Source organism: Streptomyces sp. MH60 (genome assembly GCF_002939385.1).
GTDB lineage: Bacteria > Actinomycetota > Actinomycetes > Streptomycetales > Streptomycetaceae > Streptomyces.
Genome location: NZ_MULI01000004.1, coordinates 147,197 through 168,485 on the forward strand (window position 1 = coordinate 147,197; position 21,289 = coordinate 168,485).

The 21,289-nt window shown below is 70.6% G+C and carries 19 protein-coding genes; 6 read left to right on the top strand and 13 right to left on the bottom strand.

Annotated features, from left to right (window positions below; translation table 11 throughout):
* Positions 1–32 precede the first annotated feature (32 nt).
* Entirely contained in the window at positions 33–863 is an 831-nt protein-coding gene (locus BZZ08_RS05400; protein ID WP_198601299.1) for a DedA family protein, read from the top strand.
* On the opposite strand, the gene BZZ08_RS05405 is transcribed toward BZZ08_RS05400, so the two are convergent.
* The 3 genes from BZZ08_RS05405 to BZZ08_RS05415 form a co-directional block, all read right to left on the bottom strand.
* A complete protein-coding gene (locus tag BZZ08_RS05405; protein WP_104630969.1) occupies positions 781–1,593 on the bottom strand; it encodes an HAD family hydrolase in 813 nt (270 codons plus the stop codon). The two genes, BZZ08_RS05400 and BZZ08_RS05405, sit on opposite strands and share 83 nt — an antisense overlap.
* Positions 1,593–4,097, bottom strand: coding sequence for a phosphoribosyltransferase (locus tag BZZ08_RS05410; RefSeq protein ID WP_104631021.1), 2,505 nt, complete (start codon positions 4,095–4,097; stop codon positions 1,593–1,595). Before BZZ08_RS05410 ends, BZZ08_RS05405 begins: the two co-directional genes overlap by 1 nt.
* Before the next feature lie 79 nt (positions 4,098–4,176).
* The gene (locus BZZ08_RS05415) at positions 4,177–5,343 is read right to left on the bottom strand and encodes an HpcH/HpaI aldolase/citrate lyase family protein (protein ID WP_104630970.1); all 1,167 of its coding nucleotides are present in this window, start codon (positions 5,341–5,343) and stop codon (positions 4,177–4,179) included.
* Between the two features lie 207 nt (positions 5,344–5,550).
* Here BZZ08_RS05415 and BZZ08_RS05420 point away from each other — a divergent pair, with 207 nt between their 5' ends.
* A complete protein-coding gene (locus BZZ08_RS05420) occupies positions 5,551–6,522 on the top strand; it encodes a TerD family protein (protein WP_104630971.1) in 972 nt (323 codons plus the stop codon).
* Between the two features lie 51 nt (positions 6,523–6,573).
* Here the strand turns inward: BZZ08_RS05420 and BZZ08_RS05425 are convergent, their stop codons facing one another.
* The 6 genes from BZZ08_RS05425 to BZZ08_RS05450 form a co-directional block, all read right to left on the bottom strand.
* Entirely contained in the window at positions 6,574–7,311 is a 738-nt protein-coding gene (locus BZZ08_RS05425; RefSeq protein ID WP_104630972.1) for a TerD family protein, read from the bottom strand.
* A 150-nt stretch (positions 7,312–7,461) separates the two neighbouring features.
* The gene (locus tag BZZ08_RS05430) at positions 7,462–8,604 is read right to left on the bottom strand and encodes a DUF475 domain-containing protein (RefSeq protein ID WP_104630973.1); all 1,143 of its coding nucleotides are present in this window, start codon (positions 8,602–8,604) and stop codon (positions 7,462–7,464) included.
* Positions 8,605–8,653: 49 nt separating this feature from the next.
* The gene (locus BZZ08_RS05435; protein ID WP_003976437.1) at positions 8,654–9,229 is read right to left on the bottom strand and encodes a TerD family protein; all 576 of its coding nucleotides are present in this window, start codon (positions 9,227–9,229) and stop codon (positions 8,654–8,656) included.
* A gap of 95 nt (positions 9,230–9,324) precedes the next feature.
* Complete coding sequence (locus BZZ08_RS05440; protein ID WP_003976436.1) at positions 9,325–9,900, bottom strand: calcium homeostasis/redox stress adaptation protein; 576 nt, start codon at positions 9,898–9,900, stop codon at positions 9,325–9,327.
* A 141-nt stretch (positions 9,901–10,041) separates the two neighbouring features.
* The gene (locus tag BZZ08_RS05445) at positions 10,042–10,500 is read right to left on the bottom strand and encodes a peroxiredoxin (protein WP_104630974.1); all 459 of its coding nucleotides are present in this window, start codon (positions 10,498–10,500) and stop codon (positions 10,042–10,044) included.
* Between the two features lie 142 nt (positions 10,501–10,642).
* On the bottom strand, positions 10,643–11,080 hold the full coding sequence (locus tag BZZ08_RS05450) for a DUF3052 domain-containing protein (protein ID WP_007449195.1): 438 nt from the start codon (positions 11,078–11,080) through the stop codon (positions 10,643–10,645).
* A gap of 422 nt (positions 11,081–11,502) precedes the next feature.
* On the opposite strand from BZZ08_RS05450, the gene aceE reads away from it, so the two are divergent.
* A complete protein-coding gene (gene aceE, locus BZZ08_RS05460) occupies positions 11,503–14,259 on the top strand; it encodes a pyruvate dehydrogenase (acetyl-transferring), homodimeric type (protein WP_104630976.1) in 2,757 nt (918 codons plus the stop codon).
* 115 nt (positions 14,260–14,374) lie between these two features.
* Here the strand turns inward: aceE and BZZ08_RS05465 are convergent, their stop codons facing one another.
* Together BZZ08_RS05465 and BZZ08_RS05470 are read right to left on the bottom strand one after the other, a co-directional pair.
* Positions 14,375–14,680, bottom strand: coding sequence for a small hydrophobic protein (locus tag BZZ08_RS05465; protein ID WP_104630977.1), 306 nt, complete (start codon positions 14,678–14,680; stop codon positions 14,375–14,377).
* Positions 14,681–14,957: 277 nt separating this feature from the next.
* Positions 14,958–16,568, bottom strand: a complete 1,611-nt coding sequence (locus BZZ08_RS05470; RefSeq protein ID WP_104630978.1) for an MFS transporter — start codon at positions 16,566–16,568, stop codon at positions 14,958–14,960.
* Between the two features lie 115 nt (positions 16,569–16,683).
* Here BZZ08_RS05470 and BZZ08_RS05475 point away from each other — a divergent pair, with 115 nt between their 5' ends.
* The 3 genes from BZZ08_RS05475 (at position 16,684) to BZZ08_RS05485 (ending at position 19,587) form a co-directional block, all read left to right on the top strand.
* Positions 16,684–17,370 (top strand): TetR family transcriptional regulator, encoded by a 687-nt coding sequence (locus BZZ08_RS05475; RefSeq protein ID WP_104630979.1) that lies wholly within the window; start codon positions 16,684–16,686, stop codon positions 17,368–17,370.
* 54 nt (positions 17,371–17,424) lie between these two features.
* Entirely contained in the window at positions 17,425–18,645 is a 1,221-nt protein-coding gene (locus BZZ08_RS05480; protein ID WP_104630980.1) for an alpha/beta hydrolase family protein, read from the top strand.
* Between the two features lie 66 nt (positions 18,646–18,711).
* The gene (locus BZZ08_RS05485) at positions 18,712–19,587 is read left to right on the top strand and encodes a DUF4429 domain-containing protein (protein ID WP_104630981.1); all 876 of its coding nucleotides are present in this window, start codon (positions 18,712–18,714) and stop codon (positions 19,585–19,587) included.
* Between the two features lie 104 nt (positions 19,588–19,691).
* On the opposite strand, the gene BZZ08_RS05490 is transcribed toward BZZ08_RS05485, so the two are convergent.
* Together BZZ08_RS05490 and BZZ08_RS05495 are read right to left on the bottom strand one after the other, a co-directional pair.
* Positions 19,692–20,708: an aldo/keto reductase gene (locus BZZ08_RS05490; RefSeq protein WP_104630982.1), complete on the bottom strand. Its 1,017-nt coding sequence runs from the start codon at positions 20,706–20,708 to the stop codon at positions 19,692–19,694.
* A complete protein-coding gene (locus BZZ08_RS05495; RefSeq protein ID WP_198601300.1) occupies positions 20,705–21,202 on the bottom strand; it encodes a MerR family transcriptional regulator in 498 nt (165 codons plus the stop codon). The genes BZZ08_RS05490 and BZZ08_RS05495 overlap by 4 nt, the downstream gene beginning before the upstream one ends.
* Between the last annotated feature and the right edge of the window lie 87 nt (positions 21,203–21,289).

Below are 21,289 nucleotides of genomic sequence, written 5' to 3' on the forward strand. Positions count from 1 at the left end.
CCCTTCAGCCGCGGTTTTCTAGCGTGGCCCTCATGACAGCCCTCGCAGCGCAGTCGGCCGCGGACAGCGGTGCGGCACCGCAGTGGATCAACGACCTCATGGACGCCCTCGGTGCCCCCGGCGCCGGTCTCGCCATCGCTCTGGAGAATCTCTTTCCTCCCCTGCCGAGCGAGGTGATCCTGCCGCTCGCCGGATTCGCGGCCGGCTCCGGCCGGATGAACCTGATCGCCGTCCTGCTGTGGACGACCGCGGGGTCGGTGATCGGCGCGCTCGCCCTGTACGGAATCGGTGCCCTGCTCGGCCGGGACCGCACGGTGGCGATAGCGGGGAAGCTGCCGCTGGTGAAGGTGTCCGACATAGAGAAGACGGAGGCGTGGTTCCTCCGGCACGGGACCAAGGCGGTGTTCTTCGGCCGGATGATCCCCATCTTCCGCAGCCTGATCTCCGTGCCGGCGGGCGTGGAGCGGATGCGGCTGCCGGTCTTCCTCGCCCTGACGACGCTGGGCAGTGCGATCTGGAACACCGTGTTCGTGCTCGCGGGCTACGCGCTGGGGGACAACTGGTCGACGGTCTCGGGCATCGCCTCCACCTACTCGAAGGTGATCCTCGCGGCAGCCGCCCTGGCGCTGGTGGTCTTCGTCGTCATGCGTCTGCTGCGGCCGGGCGCCGGTCACCGGCGGCGGGGCCGCGGAGACGACGGGCGGCAGGACACACGGCCGCCGGCCGACGACGACGGCGGTCCCGGCACCGGGGGCGGTGCCGGGGACCCGGACGGCGGGTTCAGCGAGCCGGGCCCGCCGCACGCAGGAACTCGCGGAGGATCCGCTCACCGGCCAGGACGCCGCGCTCGGGCAAGGCGCTGATCGTCGGAGCCGTCCACCCGGAGTCGGCCAGTTCGCCGTGGCCCGGACGCCAGCCGCGGTCGGCGGCCAGGAGCAGGTCGGCGTCGAGGAGCGAGTCGCCGGCCGCGAGAGTGAGTTCGGCTCCGGTGCGGCGGGCGACCTCGTGCACGGCGGCGCTCTTGGTGAGCGGTTGGGGGACGGCGTAGATCTTGCGGCCCTGGAGGGACACGGTCCAGCCGCGGTTCTCCGCCCACACGGCGAGTTCCTTCACCCAGTCCGGCGGCAGCAGGTCGCGTTCGACGACGAGGTAGGCGAAGAGGTCCTCGGCGACCCGGTGCTTGCGCACCCACAGCGGGTCGGCGGTGTTCATCAGGTGGTCGCGGACCTCGGCCAGCGAGGCGCATTCGTCGGCCAGCCGTGCGGTCACCCGGGCGTGCCAGCCGGGGTCGGAGACGCCGTCCACCAGCAGGTGGCCGCCGTTGGCGCAGATCGCGTACTTCGACGGCGGGCCGGGGAGGTTGATCCGCTGGTACTGCTTGCGGGTCCGGGTGGTGGTGGGCACGAAGAGGGCCGAGTCGCCGAGGTCGGTGAGCAGGTGGGCGGCCGTCTCGGTCAGGTAGGACAGGGGTCTGCTCTCGTAGACCTCCACGCACAGCAGGCGGGGCGCCCTCAGGTCGGGCATGGTCAGTCCGAGGGCGGCCGCGGAGTAGATGAGCGTGCGGTCGAGGTCGCTGGCGACGAGCACCGGCATCAGAGCGTCACCGCCTTGCCGTCGGCGCCGGTGGCGCCCCGCGTGTACTGGGGGTGGATCAGCCCGACGCAGGTGTACGGGAGGTCGGCGACCTCCTCCACGGGAACGCCCCGCTGCTCGGCCAGCAGGCGGACGTGGTCCAGGTCGGCGCCGGCGCCGGCCCGGGCCAGCACCTTCCACGGGACGCGGCGCAGCATCACCCGGGTGGTCTCGCCGACGCCGGGCTTGACGAGGTTCACGTCGTGGATGCCGTACTCCTCGCTGATGCGCTCGACGGCGGCCCAGCCTTCCCAGGTGGGGGTGCGGTCGGCGGAGAGGAGGTCCTTCGCCTGCGCGTCGACCGTGTCCGTGACCTCGGGGAAGCGGGCGGAGACGGCGTCGAGGAAGGCCGGTGACAGGTCGGCGCCGGCGAGTTCGCGGTAGAACTTCGCGCCGTGGAAGTCGTGCGGGCCGACCAGGTCGGCGCGGAGCACGGTGCGGGATATCAGGCCGGAGACGGTGGAGTTGAGGCAGGCGGAGGGGATGAGGAAGTCGTCCCGGGTGCCGTAGGTGCGTACGCAGGAGCCGGGGTCGGCCAGTACGGCGATCTCCGGGTCGAAGCCGGTGATGCCGTCGGAGTCCTCGAACGCGCGCAGGGCGGCGGCGAGTTCGCGGGTGATGGCGCCCTTGCCGGTCCAGCCGTCGACGAAGACGACGTCGGCGGGGTCGTGGTGGCCGGCCAGCCAGCGCAGCGCGTTGGCGTCGATGCCGCGGCCCCGGACGATCGACACGGCGTAGTGAGGGAGGTCGAGACCATGGCGGAACCGCGCCCAGCGGCGCATCAGAACGCCGACGGGGGTCCCCGCGCGGGCCAGGGAGACCAGGACCGGACGGGGCGAGCGTTCCGCGAGGACGATCTCGGTGACGGCGCCGACGGCGCGCGCCAGCCGCGCGGCGGACGTCTCCAGCGCCGCGTGGAACAGCTCCTGGTACTGCTCGCTGGGCTGGTACTCCACGGGCAGCGACTCCGCGTAGTGCGCGCCGCCGCGCTGGATCGCCTCCTCGCGCTCCTCGGTCGGCGCCTCCAGCGTCACGTCCGAGAGGTCCTGGAGCAGCCAGCCGACCTCGTCGGGCGCGTACGAGGAGAAGTCGGGGCCGCGCAGGGGCTCGGGCAGCATGGAGGGCCTTTCGGGGGCGTGCGGGGCGGTCGGGACGTACGACGGGACGACCGCGAGCAGGACGTGCGGGACGTGGGCGGCGAGCCGGGCCGGCAGTCCGTCCGGGGCGTGCAGCGCGGGGGTGTCGGCGGCCGAGTCGACGACGGCGACGACGGCGTCGAAGCCGGCGCCCGCGACGTTGTAGGCGTAGCGCTCGCCGGGGCCGTCGGCCGGGTCGTCGTGCGCGGGGAAGACCAAGCGGGTGCGTATGGCGTAGCCGGGGTCGTCGACGGCGAGGACGGGAGAGCGGGTGGTGGTGGAGTAGCGCACGGCGACGCCGCCGACGGTCTGCTCCAGTGCCCGGGCCAGACGGAGGGGGGCGTACATGAGTTCCTCGAAGCCGAGGACGAGGACGCGGCGGGCCCCGGCGGGCAGCGCCTCGGCGATCCGCGCCGCCATGGCGGGCAGGGCGGCCTCCAGCCGGGCCCGGTGGGCCGCGGTGAAGCCGTGCCGTCCGCCGTCGGGCACGTCGTGGGGCCAGTGCAGCTCGACGCGCCGGACGGTGCCGGACGCCGCCGCGGCCGGGGCCCGACCGGACGGGTCCGTGAGCGGGTCCGTGGCCGCCGTCTCGTGGCGGGCGACCAGTTCCTGGCCCTTCTCCAGCACTCCCGGGGGCAGTCGGACGGTGCCGGAGGCGGTGGTCACCAGGTCCACGCGGGCGCCGATCTCCCGGGCGAAGTCGTCCAGCCGGCCGGCGTCCGCGGGCGAGCGCATGTCGACCAGGGCCACCACGACGTACCGCTTGCGGGGATAGCGCTCGTGCAGGGCGCGGACGGTGTTGAGCACCGTGTTGCCGGTGGAGAACTCGTCGTCGACGAGGACCAGCGGCCCGTCCCCGGCCAGCAGCCCGGGGTCCTCGGGCAGCAGGAGGTGGGAGGTCGCGTGCGAGTGGGACTCCTCGAAGCCGCCCGCCCGGGCGACTCCGGTGACCGGACGGCGGGTGGAGTGCAGATAGGGGGCGGGACCCAGGCCGTCGGCGACGGAGTGGCCGAGTCCGGTGGCGGTCTCCGCGTAGCCGAGGACGACGGCGCGTCCGGCGGCCTTGGCACCGAGCAGGTCGCGGACGCGTCGGCCGAGGGCGACGCCGTGGCCGTAGACGACGGAGGGAGACTGCGGGACGTGTTTGCCGAGCACGTTGGAGACGAGCAGGTGCGCCCGCTTGGGGTTGCGGCGCAGGGCGAGCCCCAGCAGGCCGGTCAGCGCCTCGTCGCCGGTGAGTTCGACGCCGAGCCGCTCGGCGACCCAGCTGCCGGACCAGGCTCCGGCGCGCTCTTCGGCGTGGCCCTCGGCGTGCGCCCTGTCGGTCATGTACTCGTGCCTCCCGTTGTCCGCCGCGGCACGGGCCCCGGCGTCGGTCATGGATCGCTTGCGTCCGGTCGCCCGGCGTTCAGTCGGACAGGCCGGCGGCGAGCAGTTCCACGAAGCCGATGTCCTCGTTCGCCACCCCGAAGATCTCGGCGCGCAGCAGGGTCCGCTCGGCCCAGGCGCGGTGGGGCTTCACCTCGTTCATCTTGTTCGTGTAGGCCGACCTCATCACGCCGCCGCCGCATCGTTCGGGCCGCAGGATGTCCTGGGCGTCGCTGAACTCCTCGTGGCTGACCACGGACAGCGCGTGCACGGGCAGCACGTGCGAGGGGTGGATGCAGGTCTTGCCCAGCAGGCCGTTGGCCCGGTCCAGGGAGATCTCGCGCAGCAGGCCGTCCATGGAGTGCTCGATGAGCTTCTGGCGCAGTTCGACGGCCTGCCCCTCCAGGAAGGGGCTCTGCCGCAGTTGCGGTTTGAACATCCGCTCCTGGACGCGGAAGTACTCCCACACGGGCCCGGTCACCGTGAATCCGGTGCCGTCGGCGCGGGCGAGCATGTTGACCACGTCGGCGATCACGGAGGCGACGATCTGGACGTCGTAGGCGGTCATGTCGGGGCCTCGGCGCAGCCCGTAGGAGGAGCAGAAGTCGGTCACGCCGAGCCGCAGGGCGAGCACCCGGTCCCGGTACTTGTCGACCGCGCGGAAGATGCCCTCCAGCGTCTGCACCCGGGACTCCCGGTACAGCAGGTCCGGGGATTCGAGCACGGGCATGGCGAAGAGCCTGCGGCCGCTGCCGGCCTCGGCGGCGGCGAGCGCCTCCAGGAAGGGCATGCCGCGTTCCTCGGTGAACTTCGGCAGCACGAATCCGGACAGCAGCCGGACGGCGGGGCCGAGGCGCCGTACGAGGTCGGGGATCTGTTCGGGGGTGCGGACCCGGATGAACAGCAGGGGGACGTCACCGTCGGAACGTTTCTCCAGGTCCATGAGCTGACGGACGAGGTTCGCCTCGCCGACGGGGACGTCGGCGTCGTCGATCGAGTCCTCCAGGCACAGCACCATCGACACCAGTCCGCGCGCGCCCTGCTTCAGGATGTCGTCGGCGAGGCTCGGCCGGGTGGCCGGGCTGTAGAGCGTGGCGCCCAGGGCCGCGGACAGCAGCTTGGCCGGCGAGTCCGCCGTGAAGGAGCAGGGCTCCTGGTGAAAGAGACGCTTCCGTACATCAGGGGCTATCTGTCCGAAATGACGCATTTAAACTCCCCCGCGGTGTCTGGGCGACCTGGAATCGTCGAAAGGTGGCCGGTAATAGTACGTAGGTATCCATGTCGGAGGTTCCCACCGGGCATGAATTCCAGGTAACCCGGCCGTGTCGGCGAAGGCGACCCGGGGCGGGCGGACACGGGCCGAGTACCCGCCCCCGCGTTGTCGTGACCAGGACCGAGAGGGCAGGATGACGACATGACGCACGCGATGCTGAAGGGGTCGAACGTCCCGCTGCAAGCCACCACGGTACGCGCCGTGCTGCGCTGGACTCCCGGGCAGGGGGTCCCCGACGTCGACGCCTCCGCGCTGCTGCTGGGGCCGGACGACCGTGTGCGTTCCGACGAGGACTTCGTCTTCTACAACCAGCCACGGCACCCCTCCGGTCAGGTCTGGCGGCTCGGCAAGAAGCGCGTCGCCGAGGGCCTGACCGACACCATCCAGACGGACCTGTCCGGCGTCGAGCCCTCCGTGGGCCGCATCCTGCTGGTCGCCTCGGCGGACGGCGTGCCCTTCGAACACGTCCGGTCGCTGCGCATCCTGCTGCACGACGCCGCGGCCGACGCGGAGCCGCTGGCCTACTTCGACGTCACACCGGAGACCGGCCAGGAGACGGCGCTGATCTGCGGCGAGCTGTACCGGCGCGGGGACGGCTGGAAGTTCCGGGCGCTGGGCGAGGGCTACTCCAACGGGCTCAAGGGCCTGGCGACCGACTTCGGCATCTCGGTGGACGAGTCGGAGGGGGCGGACGACCCCATCTCGGCCCCTCGGCCCGAACAGACGCCGGCGGCCCCGTCCGCACCGTCCCAGGCCACACCCGAGCAGCCCACGCCCGCCCAGTCCATGCCCGCTCCGCAGGCCGTCGGCCCCGACCACCCGACGGCCGTGCAGCCCCTCCCGGAGACCTCGCGGCCACTGCCGCCGGAGCAGCCCACCGGCGTACCGGCGCAGCCCGCGTACGGCTATCCGCAGCAGCCGCCGACGGCCCCGCCCGCCTACGGCTACCCCCAGCCGGACGCCGGGCGGCCGGGGTACGGGTATCCGCAGGCGCCCGCGGCGGCCGGGGTCACCGGGGCGCAGTCCGGCTACGGCTATCCGCAACCGGTCACCGGTACACCCGATCCGGACTTCCGGCTGCCCCCGCAGGGACCGCAGTTCGTCGGCCGGTAACCGCCACGGGCCGGGCTCGGCCGCGGCAGGCCGCGGCGGTGCGGGCGGGGCTCAGCGCTCCGCCTTGCTCTTGTGCCCCCGGCCCCATTGCAGGCCCCAGCCGTACAGCCGGTCCAGTTCGCCCTGGAAGCCGTAGACGAACTTCACCTCCCGGCGGACGAGGATCTCGTCCTTGACGTTCTCGATCATCACCACGGCGCAGGACCGGGCCTGCGGATGGCGTTCGTCCAGGCCTATCTCGATGCGGGGGCCGTTGCTCGGGTAGAGCGTGACGATGGCGTGGGTCCGGTCGAAGGCGGGGGTCTGGTCGTAGATGTAGGCGAAGAGCAGCAGGCGCTTGATGGCGTCCTTGTGGTCGAGGTTGACGTAGATCGTCTCGCCGGAGGCCGAGCCGAAGCGGTCGTCGCCGCTGAGCTTGACGTAGGGCGGGGCGTTGACGTCGCCCAGGAAGCCGCCGAGCGGCTGCACCACCCCCCGGGTGCCGTCCTGGAGTTCGTAGAGGCAGCCGAGGTCGAGGTCGACGTTGACCATGCTCTGGCTGTGGCCGACGACCTCGGGGGGCTTGAGCGCCTTGAAGGGGTGCCGCAGCAGGCTCTCCCGCTGGGTGCCCGAGATGTCGGAGGTCCGCATCCGCCAGGAGAGGTTGATGCGGAGGTTGCCGGTCGCCGCGCCCTGCTTGGTCAGGGAGACCTGGCTGTGCCGTTTGGTCAGCTGTATGGAGTTGGTCGCCGCACTGCCCGAGTCGAACTCGGACTCGCGGCCGCGCCACAGCCCGTCCAGGAAGCCCATTCCCGCCCCACCTTCGCGTCACCGCCGACGGGGCGGCCCCGAGGAGTCGTCCTCGTCGGCCGCCCCGCTCAGAGCGTTCCTCGTCCGGACCGGGTTCACACCAGGAGTGCGGGCGCACCGGGGGCGCGCCCGGCCCGGGGATCAGGGGTTTCACACCCCGGAGGAGACCTCCGCCTTCTTCTGGTCGCCGTCTCCCCCGGCCGCCGCCAGTGCGCGGTTGCGGCGCACGGAGGAGAAGAAGGACCAGCCGATCAGGGCGACGCCGACGAGACCGGTGATGATCTCGTGGATCTCGTACTGGATGGTGACCAGCAGGATCACGGCGAGGGCGCCGATGGCGTAGTGCGCGCCGTGCTCCAGGTAGACGTAGTCGTCGAGGGTGCCCTGGCGGACCAGGTAGACCGTGAGCGAACGGACGTACATGGCGCCGATGCCCAGACCCAGGGCCATCAGGACGATGTCGTTGGTGATGGCGAAGGCACCGATGACGCCGTCGAAGGAGAACGACGCGTCCAGGACCTCCAGGTAGAGGAACATGAAGAACGCGGCCTTGCCGGCCAGCTTGACGGCCGACTTGGGCTTGCCGGTGCGCGCGGCTGCCTCTTCCTCCTCGTGCTCCCGTTCCTCCTCCTCTTCGAGTTTGTCCTCGAAGTAGCCGGAGAGACCGCCGACGATCATGTAGGTGATCAGGCCCGCGATGCCCGCCAGCAGGACCGTCTCGGCCTTGTCGGCATGGGCGCCGCCGTGCTGGTGGGCGTGGGCGCCGAAGGTGATCGCGGAGACGAGCAGCACGATCAGGGCGATGCAGACCGACAGCATGTCGACCTTGCCGAGCTTGGCCAGCGGACGCTCCAGCCAGGCCAGCCACTTGATGTCCCGGTCCTCGAAGATGAAGTCGAGGAAGATCATCAGAAGGAACATGCCACCGAAGGCGGCGATCGACGGATGGGCGTCCGTCACCAGCTCCTGATAGCGGTCCTTGTCGGTGAGCGCGAGGTCGACGGCCTCGATCGGCCCGAGCTGGGCGCTGATCGCCACGATCACGACCGGGAAGACCAGGCGCATGCCGAACACGGCGATGAGGATGCCGATGGTGAGGAAGATCTTCTGCCAGAAGGCATTCATCTTCTTCAGGATCCCGGCGTTGACCACCGCGTTGTCGAAGGACAGCGAGATCTCCATGATGGAGAGGATCGCGACGATGCCGAAGGCGGTCCACCCCCCGTAGAAGACCGCCGCGACCAGGCCGAGCGCGGTGACCGCGAACGACCAGCCGAAGGTTTTCAGAAGCACTGGCTACCCAATCGTGTGTGTACGGGGCTCCCCCGCGCCGTACTCGGCTTTACGAAACGTTGACTCCGAAGTCTAGAGCGATGCCCCGAAGCCCCGACGCGTACCCCTGCCCCACTGCACGGAACTTCCACTCGCCCTGGTAGCGGTAGAGCTCGCCGAAGATCATCGCGGTCTCCGTGGAGGCGTCCTCGCTGAGGTCGTAGCGGGCCAGCTCCTGGCCGTCGGCCTGGTTGACGACCCGGATGAAGGCGTTGCTGACCTGGCCGAAGGTCTGGCCGCGCTCGTCGGCCATGTGGATCGAGACCGGGAAGACGATCTTGTCGCAGTGGGCCGGCACCTTGGAGAGGTCGACCAGCAGCGACTCGTCGTCGCCGTCACCCTCGCCGGTGAGGTTGTCGCCGGTGTGCTCGATCGAGCCGTCCGGGCTCTTGAGCTGGTTGTAGAAGACGAACCACTCGTCGCCGAGCACCCGGCCGCTGCTGCACACGAGTGCGCTCGCGTCGAGGTCGAAGGGTGCTCCGGTGGTGGAACGCGCGTCCCAGCCGAGCCCGACCAGTACCTGTGTGAGGTTCGGTGCGGCCTTGGACAGGGAGACGTTGCCGCCCTTGGCAAGCGTGACGCCCATGGTGATGGTCCCTCCCCGGGTGATGGTTCTTGGGTTTCCTGCGCGTCCGGCGCCGCACGTAAACCGTGCGGCGCCGGACGTGTCGAGACAGTCGCTCAGACGTTCACGCCGAAGTCCTGGGCGATGCCGCGCAGGCCGGAGGCGTAGCCCTGGCCGATGGCGCGGAACTTCCACTCCGCGCCGTGGCGGTACAGCTCGCCGAAGACCATGGCGGTCTCCGTGGAGGCGTCCTCGCTCAGGTCGTAGCGGGCGATCTCGGCCTCGCCGGCCTGGTTGACGACGCGGATGAACGCGTTGCGCACCTGGCCGAAGGACTGCTGGCGGTTCTCGGCGTCGTAGATCGAGACCGGGAAGACGATCTTCTCGATGTCGGCGGGGACCGTGGCGAGGTTGATCTTGATCTGCTCGTCGTCGCCCTCGCCCTCACCGGTGATGTTGTCGCCGGTGTGCTCGACCGATCCGTCCGGGCTCTTCAGGTTGTTGAAGAAGATGAAGTGCGCGTCGCTGGCGACCTTGCCGCCGCTGTTCAGCAGCAGCGCGCTGGCGTCGAGGTCGAAGTCGGTACCGGTGGTGGTGCGGATGTCCCACCCCAGACCGACGATGACCGCGGTCAGGCCGGGGGCCTCCTTGGTCAGCGAAACGTTGCCGCCCTTGCTGAGGCTGACTCCCACGAGTCCTCCATTGGTGTCCAGGGGCGGGGTGCCCCGTAGTGCGTGGATATCGGATCAACGAGTCGATCCTAGTGACGGGTTCCCGCGCCCCGCAGTCCCCGGAGCCGACAAATCACGTGGTGTCGGCCCGGCGGGCGACGGTCACAGGGCGTCGAGCGCCTTCACGTACTCGGTCAGGTCACGGGCGTCCGGCAGACCGTTGACCACGGTCCAGCGCACGACGCCCTCCTGGTCGATCACGAAGGTGCCGCGAACGGCGCAACCCTTGTCCTCGTCGAAGACGCCGTAGGCGCGCGAGACGTTGCCGTGCGGCCAGAAGTCGGACAGCAGGGGGTACTCCAGGCCCTCCTGCTCGGCGAAGACGCGCAGGGTGTGGATGGAGTCGTTGGAGACGGCGAGCACCTGGGTGTCACGGTCGGAGAACTGCGGCAGGTTGTCGCGCACCTCGCAGAGCTCGCCGGTGCACACACCGGTGAAGGCGAAGGGGTAGAAGAGCAGCACGACGTTCTTCCGGCCGCGGAACTCGGACAGCCGGACGGCCCTGCCGTGGTTGTCCTTGAGTTCGAAGTCGGGGGCCTTGTCGCCGACCTGGATCGCCATGTCCCGTTCGTCCCTTCAGCAGGAGGTTTTCCGTGATGCGCTGGAAACACCCTACGCAGGGACGGTCGCGGACCCGCGGACGGGCCGACAGCGGTCGGCTGCCGGCCCGTCCGGGGTCCGGGGTGTCACGGAGCCCGGCGGGCTACCGCTTGGACTTGGCGGCCTTGGGCGTCGCCAGCCGGCTGCCGCTCCAGTCCTTGCCGACGCTGACGCTCTTGGACGCCGTCAGTCCGGCGGTCGTCGAGGCTTCCGAGATGTCACTGGCCTCGACGTAACCGTCACGGCCGGTCTTCGGCGTGAGAAGGAGGATCGACCCGCCCTCTTCGATGTACGTGGTGGCATCCACCAGCGCATCCGTCAGGTCGCCGTCGTCGTCACGGAACCACAGCACGACGGCATCGGCCACGTCCTCGTAGTCCTCGTCCACCAGCTCGCCCTCGACGGCGCCCTCAATGGCCTCGCGGAGCTCCTGGTCGACGTCGTCGTCGTAGCCGATCTCCTGGACCACCTGCCCGGGCTGGAAACCCAGCCTGGCGGCAGGGTTCGTCCGCTCCTCCGCGTGGTCCGCGGTCGCGCTCACGGGTTGCCTCCTGATCATGTTTCGGTAGATGTCTTCAGCCACGCGCGTGCGCGAAGCTTGGCCGTAGTCCACACGGGCGGGACGGATCGCGCAAGTACCCGGCGTCTGGGACCGCCGAAACGGTGACGATCCCGGCCGTGTCGTCGCAACTCCAGCCATGCCGTCCAGCCCGAAGGTGACGTACACCACACCTATCTGCCCCGTTTGCGTATTTGGGAACCATGTGTGGGTACGAGACTCGAATGAACGTGCCCCCGATCCTCACGGGAGAACCGGTTACCCCACGGTACAGATGACGATCGCCCCCGCGAGGTACACGATGGGGAACCGGCGGGGGAAACGGCGCAGGAACCCGGAGAGAATCCCGGTAGGAAACCCGGCAAGGCACCGGAAATACGGCCCTCTGACAGCGAAGGAACAGCGTGGCTTCCGCATCCGATCGCAGTGATCGCAGTCCGATCATCATTGGCGGCCTTCCGAGTCAGGTCCCTGACTTCGATCCCGAGGAAACCCAGGAGTGGCTCGACTCCCTCGACGCCGCCGTCGACGAGCGCGGCCGGGAGCGGGCCCGGTACCTGATGCTGCGGCTGATCGAGCGGGCCCGCGAGAAGCGCGTGGCCGTGCCCGAGATGCGCAGCACGGACTACGTCAACACCATCCCGACCAAGAGCGAGCCGTTCTTCCCCGGCAACGAGGAGATCGAGCGCAAGATCCTCAACGCCACCCGCTGGAACGCGGCGGTGATGGTCTCGCGCGCGCAGCGGCCCGGCATCGGCGTCGGCGGCCACATCGCCACCTTCGCCTCCTCCGCCTCGCTGTACGACGTGGGCTTCAACCACTTCTTCCGGGGCAAGGACGAGGGCGACGGCGGCGACCAGGTCTTCTTCCAGGGGCACGCCTCCCCCGGCATCTACGCGCGCGCCTACCTGCTGGACCGGCTCAGCGAGGAGCACCTGGACGGCTTCCGCCAGGAGAAGTCCAAGGCGCCGCACATGCTGTCGTCGTACCCGCACCCGCGGTCGATGCCGGACTTCTGGGAGTTCCCGACGGTCTCCATGGGCCTCGGCCCGATCGGCGCGATCTTCCAGGCGCGGATGAACCGCTACATGCACGCGCGCGGGATCGCGGACACGTCCAAGTCGCACGTGTGGGCCTTCCTCGGCGACGGCGAGATGGACGAGCCGGAGTCGCTGGGCCAGCTGTCCATCGCGGCCCGGGAGGGCCTGGACAACCTGACCTTCGTGGTCAACTGCAACCTCCAGCGCCTGGACGGCCCGGTGCGCGGCAACGGGAAGATCATCCAGGAGCTGGAGTCGATCTTCCGGGGCGCCGGCTGGAACGTGATCAAGCTGGTCTGGGACCGCACCTGGGACCCGCTGCTCGCCCAGGACCGCGACGGCGTGCTGGTCAACCGCATGAACACGACCCCGGACGGCCAGTTCCAGACGTACGCCACCGAGTCCGGCGCGTACATCCGCGACCACTTCTTCGGCGACGACCACCGGCTGCGCGCGATGGTCGAGAACATGACCGACGACCAGATCCTGCACCTGGGCCGCGGCGGTCACGACCACCGGAAGATCTACGCGGCGTACAAGGCGGCGCTGGAGCACAAGGGCCAGCCGACGGTGATCCTGGCCAAGACGATCAAGGGCTGGACGCTGGGTCCGAACTTCGAGGGCCGCAACGCCACGCACCAGATGAAGAAGCTGACGGTCGACGACCTCAAACGCTTCCGCGACCGGCTGCACCTGCCGATCTCCGACAAGGAGCTGGAGTCCGGTCCGCCGCCGTACTACCACCCGGGCCGGGACACCGAGGAGATGCAGTACATGCACGACCGGCGCCTGGGCTGCGGCGGGTACGTGCCGACCCGCGTCGTCCGCTCGAAGCCGCTCCCCCTGCCGGACGACAAGACGTACGCGACCGTGAAGAAGGGGTCGGGTCAGCAGTCCATCGCGACGACGATGGCCTTTGTGCGACTGCTGAAGGACCTCATGCGGGACAAGGAGATCGGCAAGCGGTTCGTGCTGATCGCGCCGGACGAGTACCGCACGTTCGGCATGGACTCGTTCTTCCCGAGCGCGAAGATCTACAACCCGCTCGGACAGCAGTACGAGTCCGTGGACCGCGATCTGCTGCTCGCCTACAAGGAGGCGCCGAACGGGCAGATGCTGCACGACGGCATCTCCGAGGCCGGCTGCACGGCCTCGCTGATCGCGGCGGGCTCGGCCTACGCCACGCACGGCGAGCCGCTCATCCCGGTGTACGTCTTCTACTCGATGTTCGGTTTCCAGCGCACCGGCGACCAGTTCTGGCAGATGGGCGACCAGTTGGCGCGCGGTTTCGTCCTGGGCGCGACCGCGGGCCGTACGACGCTGACCGGTGAGGGCCTCCAGCACGCGGACGGCCACTCGCAGTTGCTGGCCTCGACCAACCCGGCGTGCGTGGCGTACGACCCCGCCTTCGGGTTCGAGATCGCGCACATCGTCAAGGACGGGCTGCGCCGGATGTACGGCGGGGACGAGCGGCACCCGCACGGCGAGGACGTCTTCTACTACCTCACCGTCTACAACGAGCCCATCCGGCACCCGGCCGAGCCCGAGAACGTGGACGTCGAGGGCATCCTCAAGGGCGTGTACCGCTTCAGCGAGGGCACGGGCGGCTCGATCCCGGCGCAGATCATGGCGTCGGGCGTCGCGGTGCCGTGGGCGGTGGAGGCGCAGCGCATCCTCGCCGACGAGTGGAACGTGCGTGCCGACGTCTGGTCGGCGACCTCCTGGAACGAGCTGCGGCGCGAGGCGGTGGCCTGCGAGGAGCACAACCTGCTGCACCCCGAGGAGGAGCAGCAGGTCCCGTACGTGACCCGCAAGCTGGCGGGCGCGCAGGGGCCGTTCGTGGCGGTGTCCGACTGGATGCGGTCGGTGCCGGACCAGATCGCGCGCTGGGTGCCGGGGACGTACCAGTCGCTGGGCGCGGACGGGTTCGGCTTCGCGGACACGCGGGGGGCGGCGCGGCGGTTCTTCCACATCGACGCGGAGTCGATCGTGGTGGGCGTGCTGAGCGAGCTGGCGCGGGAGGGGAAGGTCGACCGGTCGGTGCTGAAGCAGGCGATCGACCGGTACCGGCTGCTCGACGTGAGGGCGGCGGACCCGGGAGTGGCCGGCGGGGACGCGTAGGACGTGACGCCGGCCGCCGTGTCCCACGGCGGCCGGTGCCGTACATGGCTCACCCCCGTCCGTAACGGGCGGGGGTGGGGAACATCCGGGCGACAGGTGAAGCCGCCGTACGGCCCTAGAACACGCCGTAGCCCGGAGTCGTCGCTCCGATGAGCCCGATGAGCGCCAGGAGCGTGTCGATGGCTCCCAGGACCAGGGCGACCACGGCCGGGACCGGGCGGGAACCCGCCCAGCTGCGGCCCATCGCGAGCCAGCCGCAGACGATCGCCGCGGGGCCGAGAACGATGCCCAGCGCGAAGAAACCGGCGACCGCGCAGACGACTCCCACGATCGCGAGGGTCGCGCGGTCCGGCCCGGTCCGTGACCACGTCCGGCCACGTGAGCGGGGGTGCCTGCGCGATCCCTGTCCGAAGCTCGCCATCGTCAACTCCCTGAACTCTCCGTGGAGTTCGGGTACCCCCGTACGGCGTGTCATGCCTGCTTCGAACGTGCTGCCTGCGCGCCGCCCCCCTCCGGCAGCGCGCCGCAGCCTCTCGCCCTCCGTGCCCTGCGGAGGACTTGACCCACTGTGACCTGCGGTGTCCGGCGGAGGGGAGGGTTCGCGGGCCCCGTCACCCTGATGGACGAACCAGGGTGCCGGGGCCGGGAATGCGCGGGCCCGCGGACCTCGGGGGCGCGGATCACCTCATGGGCGCGGGTCAGATGTGTCCGACGCCCGTGCCCGCCTCCGCGTTGTCGCCCCGCTTGGTGAGGAAGGCGACGAACACCGCCACGACCGCGACCCCGGCGGCCACGAGCGAGGCCAGGCTCATGCCGGAGATGAAGGTGTCGTGGGCGACGTTCGCGATCTTCCCGGCGACCTCGGCGGGGGTGCCCTCCGCCACCGGCGGAACGCCGACCCGGACCGCCTCGGACGCCTGGTGCGCCTGTTCCGGCGTCAGCTCGGGCAGGCCCGCGTCCGCCCAGTTGCCCGGGAGGTCGCTGTCGACCTTGGAGGCCATCACGGCGCCCAGCACGGCCGTGCCGAGGCTGCCGCCGATCTGCATCGCCGCCTGCTGGAGACCGCCGGCCACGCCGGAGAGCTCCATCGGCGCGTTGCCGACGATGACCTCGGTGGCGCCGACCATGACGGGCGCCAGCCCGAGGCCCAGCAGGGCGAACCAGATCGACATCACACCGCTGCCGGTGTCCGTCTCGAGCGTGGAGATGCCGAACATGGCGACCGCGGTGCACGCCATGCCGCCGGCCAGCGGGATGCGCGGGCCGACCTTGGTGATCATCGCACCGGCCAGCGGCGAGGCGACGATCATCATGCCGGTGAGCGGCAGCAGGTGCAGACCGGCGTCGACCGGGCTCATGCCGTGGACGTTCTGCAGGTAGAAGGTGACGAAGAACAGGCCGCCCATGAAGGCGATGGCCATCAGGACCATCAGGACCACACCGGCCGACAGCGGCACCGAGCGGAACATCGCCAGCGGGATCAGCGGCTCCTTGACCTTGGTCTCCCAGACGGAGAACAGGGCGAAGCCCACCACCGACCCGCCGATGTACAGCCAGGTCTGGCCGGAGCCCCAGCCCCACTCGGGAGCCTTGATCAGCGCCCAGACGAGCGCGAACATCGAGGCCGACAGCAGCACGATGCCGAGGATGTCGAAGGAGCGCGGCGCGTTCTCGGCCCGGTGGTCGAGCAGGATCATGACGCCGAGCACGACGGCCACGACGCCCACCGGCACGTTGATGAAGAACACGGACTGCCAGTTGACGTGCTCGACCAGCACGCCGCCGAGGATCGGGCCGGCCGCGGTGGAGGCGCCGATGACCATGCCCCAGATGCCGATGGCCATGTTGAGCTTCTCGGCCGGGAAGGTGGCCCGCAGCAGGCCGAGCGCGGCCGGCATCAGCAGCGCGCCGAACAGGCCCTGGAAGACACGGAAGACGATGACCGCCCCGATACTGCCGGACAGTCCGATGGCACCGGAGGAGACCGCGAAGCCCGCCACGCCGATGAGGAAGGTCTGCCGGTGGCCGAAGCGGTCACCGAGCTTGCCCGCGGTGATCAGGGCGACCGCGAGGGCGAGGAAGTAGGCGTTGGTGATCCACTGGACGTCCGCGAGACTGGCGCCCAGATCGTTCTGGATGGCGGGGTTGGCGATCGCCACGATGGTGCCGTCCAGGGCCACCATCATGACCCCGACCGCGACGGTGACGAGGGTGACCCACGGATGGCCGCGCCATCCCTTGGCGGGCGGTGAATCCGCCGGTGCTCCGTCACCCGGCCCCGGCTTGCCGAGCGTGGTCTGACTAGTCATACCGCTGAGGCTAATGACAGCCACTGACAGTTGACAAACCAATTCACCGGTCAGTAACTGACACGACATCGCCCGTATAGCCTGAACTGCGCAAACCGTATGAAGGAGAGAACTTTTGAAGGTGGCCGGCAGCTCGCCGCCGTCGGAGACCGCGGCATCCGCGGCCTCCCGTCCCGGCCTGCGTGAACTCAAGAAGCAGCGCACCCGGGACCTGCTGCTGCGCTCCGCCCTCGAACTGTTCACCGAGCGCGGTTACGAGGAGACGACCGTCGACGACATCGCCGAGGCCGCCGACGTCTCGCAGCGCACCTTCTTCCGCTACTTCGCCTCCAAGGAGGACGCGGCGTTCTTCGTGGCACGGCTCGCGGAGTCGCACTTCATGGAGGCCGTGCTCGCCCGCCCGCCCGAGGAGGCGCCCCTGGACGCGCTGCGCCTGGCCCTCACGGAGAGCTGGGGCACCATCGGCGAGGCCGTCGAGCAGCTGGTCCCGCTGGAGCTGCACATGCGCTTCTACCGGGTGATCGAGTCGACGCCCGCGCTGCTCGCCGCCCACCTGCGGCGCGCCACGGAGCTGGAGGAGCGGATCGCCCGCGTCATCGCGGCCCGCGAGGGGCTCGACCTGGACGCGGACCCGCGGCCCCGCGTGGTCGTGGCCGTCTTCGGAGCGGTGATGCGGGTGACCGAACGGATCTGGTCGGCGCGCGACGACGCCGGCCTGGCGGCCCTGCGCGATCTGACGGCCGCTTACCTCGACCAGGTGGCGCCCGCGCTCACCGGGAACTGGCACCGCTCCGAAACGTGATCCGTGTCACTGGATTCACGCGAGACCGTCCCGTTCTCCTAGTGTGTCCTCCCAGTGACTTCCTTCGACACCTCCCCGCAGCTGAACGTCTGGCGCGCCCTGCTCGCCCTGGCCGTGGTGTTCGTGATGCTGGCGACCACCGGCTGGACCGCCCTGCGCGACCAGCGGGGCCCCACGGCACTCGAAGCGTCGGTCACGGCCTGGGAGCACGGCCGGATCGACGGACGGCGGCTGCCCGACGCCCAGGCGGCACCCGCCCGGCTGGCCCGCTTCTTCGCCTCGCTGACCGCCTGGCAGCGCACGAGCCTGGCCCACCGGTACCCCCTGGCCGTCGGCAACATGAACGGCGCCCCCGTCCAGCTGCGCTACCTCGCCAACCGCTCCGCGCTGCAGAAGGCGCGGTCGGTCGAGCGCGCCCGCACGCACGACGAGCATCTGTCCCCGGCCGGGCAGCGCGAGGCCGGCCGGCGGGTGCGCAACTACGAGTCGCTGCTCGACCCCGGTCGGCACATCCTCGCCTTCGACCCGGCGGGCTCGGGCAAGGTCGCCGAGGTGTTCGGCGACCTGAACCGCGCCGACCGCGTCTCCGTGGTCGTGCCCGGCGTGGACACCGAACTGCTCACCTTCCAGCGCACCGACCGCAAGAGGTACGCGGCGCCGGTCGGCATGGCCGAGTCGCTGTACGCGGCCGAGCGCGCGGCCAGCCCCGGCACCGGCACGGCCGTGATCGCCTGGGCCGACTACACCTCCCCCAGCGGGCTCGGCATGGAGGCGGCCACCGCGAACCGCGCCGAACACGGGGCCGTACGTCTGAACGCGCTGCTGCGCGCGCTGCCCGGCAAGGCCCCCGTCTCCCTCTTCTGCCACAGCTACGGCTCCGTGGTGTGCGGCCTCGCCGCCGACCGGCTGCCCGGCCGGGTGAGCGACATAGCGGTGGCCGGCAGTCCCGGCATGCGTGCCGAGAACGCCTCCCGCCTGGACACCTCCGCCCGGGTGTGGGCGATGCGGGACGCCGACGACTGGATCCAGGACGTGCCGTACCTGGAGGTCGGCGGCCTCGGGCACGGCGCCGATCCGGTGTCCGCCGGCTTCGGGGCACGGGTGCTGTCCGCGCGGGACGCCCAGGGGCACAGCGGCTACTTCGTGCCCGGCACGGACAGCCTGCGGAACTTCGCGGGGATCGGGGTTGGCGCATACCGCACGGTGGCCTGCGCCGACGAAGACGACACATGCCGGGCGGGTTTGTCCGCGGCGACGGCGGCCGGACGCGCGTAGAGGCGCAGATACTCCGGTTTGCGCGGGGAGGGGACGGGAAGGCTCGTGCCGCATACGATGAGCCGCATGGGTGACGTACTGGCCGGATTTCATGCCGCCTGGGAGTTCGAGTCCGACTCCGTGCTCATCCGCTACGAACGGGGGATTCGAACACCCAAGCTCTTCCAGGCCCTGGGGGAACGCCGTGTGCCCCTGGAGGCGATCGAGGGCGTGACCCTCACGCCCGGCAGACGCGGCACCGTCGTGCTGCGCGTCGAACCGCGCGCGGGCGCCGATCCGCTGATCGAGGCGGCGGCCGGACAGCTGAAGGAGAGCGGCGACCCCTACCGGCTGGTGCTGCCCGCCGAACGGGAGACGCTCGCGGAGTACTACGCCGACGAGCTGCGGGCGCTGCTGACCGAGTCCGGCAAGACCGAGCGCTACCTGGTGGCTCCGCCCGAGGCGCCCCTTCAGTTCAAGGCGTACGACGGAAAGGCGTCCTTCGACGGCGACGCGGTGTCCTTCCGGTGGTCCTGGACGGGCGCGTCCTCGGCGAAATGGAAGGCCGGCGACCAGAGCTTCCCGGTCGCCGACCTGGGCGGGGTGGAGTGGCGCTCCCCCGAGATGTTCGAGGGGTACCTGCGGCTGCTGCCGCGCGACGCCGACGCCTCGGCCGCCGCTGCCGCGCCGGTCGTCCCGCAGGCCGACCAGGATCCGGCGGCCGTCGTGTTCGGGCTCGGGTACGGGCCGGTGCACGAGTCGCTGCCGTTCGCCGCGGCGGTGCTGGCCGCGGTGCGGGAACGGAGCGGCTCGGCGCCCGTGCCGGTGTCCGTGCCGGCGCCTCGGCGGGACCCGGCCGACATCGCCGAGCGGATCCGGCATCTCGGGGAGTTGCATCAGCAGGGGCTGGTGACGGACGAGGAGTTCTCCTCGAAGAAGGCGGAGTTGCTGGCGGAGCTTTAGCGTCTGCCGGATTCTGTTCCGTTTTCGGGTGCGGGCCCGTTGTGGCTGGTCGCGCCCGCGCGGCGGAGCCGCACATCGATGCGGCCCCGCGCCCCCGGGTGTCTCTACTCGCGTCCGGCGGAAGTGAACGTCATGTCCGCGTAGCGGTCCCCCGCCACCTTCTCCGCGATCGGTTCCAGCGACGACAGCTCGTCGTCCGTCAGGACGATGCGGGTCGCCGCCGTGTTCTCCGCCACCCGCGTCGGCTTGCGGGTGCCCGGGATCGGGATCACCGGGAGGCCGTGGACCTGGGCGCGCTGGTGGACCCAGGCCAGGGCGATCTGGCCGAGGGTGGCGCCGTGGGCCTCGGCCACGGCGCGGACCGGGGCGAGGAGCGCCGCGTTGGCCGCCGCGTTCTCGCCGGTGAAGCGGGGCTGCTGGCGCCGGAAGTCGCCCTCCGTGAGGTCCTGCTCGGCGTTGGCGAAGGAGCCGGTGAGGAAGCCCCGGCCGAGCGGCGAGTACGGGACGAGGGCCACGCCCAGTTCGCGGGCGGCCGGCACCACGCCCGCCTCGATGTCCCGGCTGAACAGCGACCACTCCGACTGCACGGCGGCGATCGGGTGCACCGTCCGAGCGGCCCGCAGTTCCTCGCCCGTCACCTCGCTCAGCCCGAGGTGCTTGACCTTGCCCTCGCGGACCAGGTCGGCCATGACGCCGACGGTCTCCTCGATCGGCACGTTCGCGTCGCGCCGGTGCATGTAGTAGAGGTCGATGACGTCCAGGTCCAGCCGGCGCAGGCTCGCCTCGACCGCCTCGCGGATGTAGGGCGCGTCGTTGCGGACGATCCGCCTGGTCGGGTCGTCCGGCGGGATCGACAGGGCGAACTTGGTCGCGACGACGACCTCCTCGCGGTGGGCCTGGAAGAACGGCGCCAGGAAACGCTCGTTCTCGCCCGCGCCGTACGCGTCGGCCGTGTCGTAGAGCGTGACGCCCAGTTCCAGCGCCCGTTCCAGGGTGGCGCGGGACGCCTCGGCGTCGGAGGGGCCGTATCCGAAGCTCATGCCCATGCAGCCGAGGCCCTGGGCCCCCACCTCCGGGCCGTCCGTGCCGAGCCTGGCCGTCGGCATACCGCTGTCGGTCATCGGGTGCCCTCCGTGTCACGGGAACGTCCGGCGTCCCCATAGAAACTGATCTTGCGGTCGAGTACGGCGACGGTGTCCTGGAGCTCGGCGATCCGCGTCAGCACGTCGCGCCGGGTGGACTCCAGCAGTTCCCGTCGGTCGAGGTAGGTGCTCTCGCCCTCGCGCACCAGCTCCGCGTACCGCACCATGTCGGCGACCGGCATGCCGGTCATCCGCAGTTTGCCGACGAAGTCGAGCCAGTCCAGGTCGCGGTTGCTGTAGCGGCGCTGCCCGGTGTGCGAGCGGTCGATGTGGGACATCAGGCCGATCCGCTCGTACCAGCGCAGCGTGTGGGCCGTCAGCCCGGTGAACGCGACGACCTCGCTGATGGTGTAGTGGTCCTGCCCGTCGGGGCGCGGGTGGCGCCGGGGCGGGGCGGAGCAGATGTCCGTTCTCGTGGCGTTGCTGGTGGCGTTCGGACCGAGGGTCCCGGCCGTGGTCTGCATCACCGTCATGACCTCCACGCTATGACCTTGGAGTGCACTCCAAGCAAGCGCGTCCGGCGGGAAATACACAGGACACACGATCCGGCGGGTCACTAG

Excerpts from the sequence above, each read along its gene's own strand:
- BZZ08_RS05425 (WP_104630972.1), bottom strand. The coding sequence starts at position 7,311 with ATGGGCTTCCTGGACGGGCTGTGGCGCGGCCGCGAGTCCGAGTTCGAC.
- BZZ08_RS05445 (WP_104630974.1), bottom strand. The coding sequence starts at position 10,500 with ATGGCGATCCAGGTCGGCGACAAGGCCCCCGACTTCGAACTCAAGGAC.
- BZZ08_RS05405 (WP_104630969.1), bottom strand. The coding sequence starts at position 1,593 with ATGCCGGTGCTCGTCGCCAGCGACCTCGACCGCACGCTCATCTACTCC.
- BZZ08_RS05410 (WP_104631021.1), bottom strand. The coding sequence starts at position 4,097 with ATGACCGACAGGGCGCACGCCGAGGGCCACGCCGAAGAGCGCGCCGGA.
- BZZ08_RS05485 (WP_104630981.1), top strand. The coding sequence starts at position 18,712 with ATGGGTGACGTACTGGCCGGATTTCATGCCGCCTGGGAGTTCGAGTCC.
- BZZ08_RS05465 (WP_104630977.1), bottom strand. The coding sequence starts at position 14,680 with ATGGCGAGCTTCGGACAGGGATCGCGCAGGCACCCCCGCTCACGTGGC.
- BZZ08_RS05400 (WP_198601299.1), top strand. The coding sequence starts at position 33 with ATGACAGCCCTCGCAGCGCAGTCGGCCGCGGACAGCGGTGCGGCACCG.
- BZZ08_RS05435 (WP_003976437.1), bottom strand. The coding sequence starts at position 9,229 with ATGGGCGTCACGCTTGCCAAGGGCGGCAACGTCTCCCTGTCCAAGGCC.
- BZZ08_RS05420 (WP_104630971.1), top strand. The coding sequence starts at position 5,551 with ATGACGCACGCGATGCTGAAGGGGTCGAACGTCCCGCTGCAAGCCACC.
- BZZ08_RS05415 (WP_104630970.1), bottom strand. The coding sequence starts at position 5,343 with ATGCGTCATTTCGGACAGATAGCCCCTGATGTACGGAAGCGTCTCTTT.
- BZZ08_RS05490 (WP_104630982.1), bottom strand. The coding sequence starts at position 20,708 with ATGACCGACAGCGGTATGCCGACGGCCAGGCTCGGCACGGACGGCCCG.
- BZZ08_RS05470 (WP_104630978.1), bottom strand. The coding sequence starts at position 16,568 with ATGACTAGTCAGACCACGCTCGGCAAGCCGGGGCCGGGTGACGGAGCA.
- BZZ08_RS05495 (WP_198601300.1), bottom strand. The coding sequence starts at position 21,202 with ATGACGGTGATGCAGACCACGGCCGGGACCCTCGGTCCGAACGCCACC.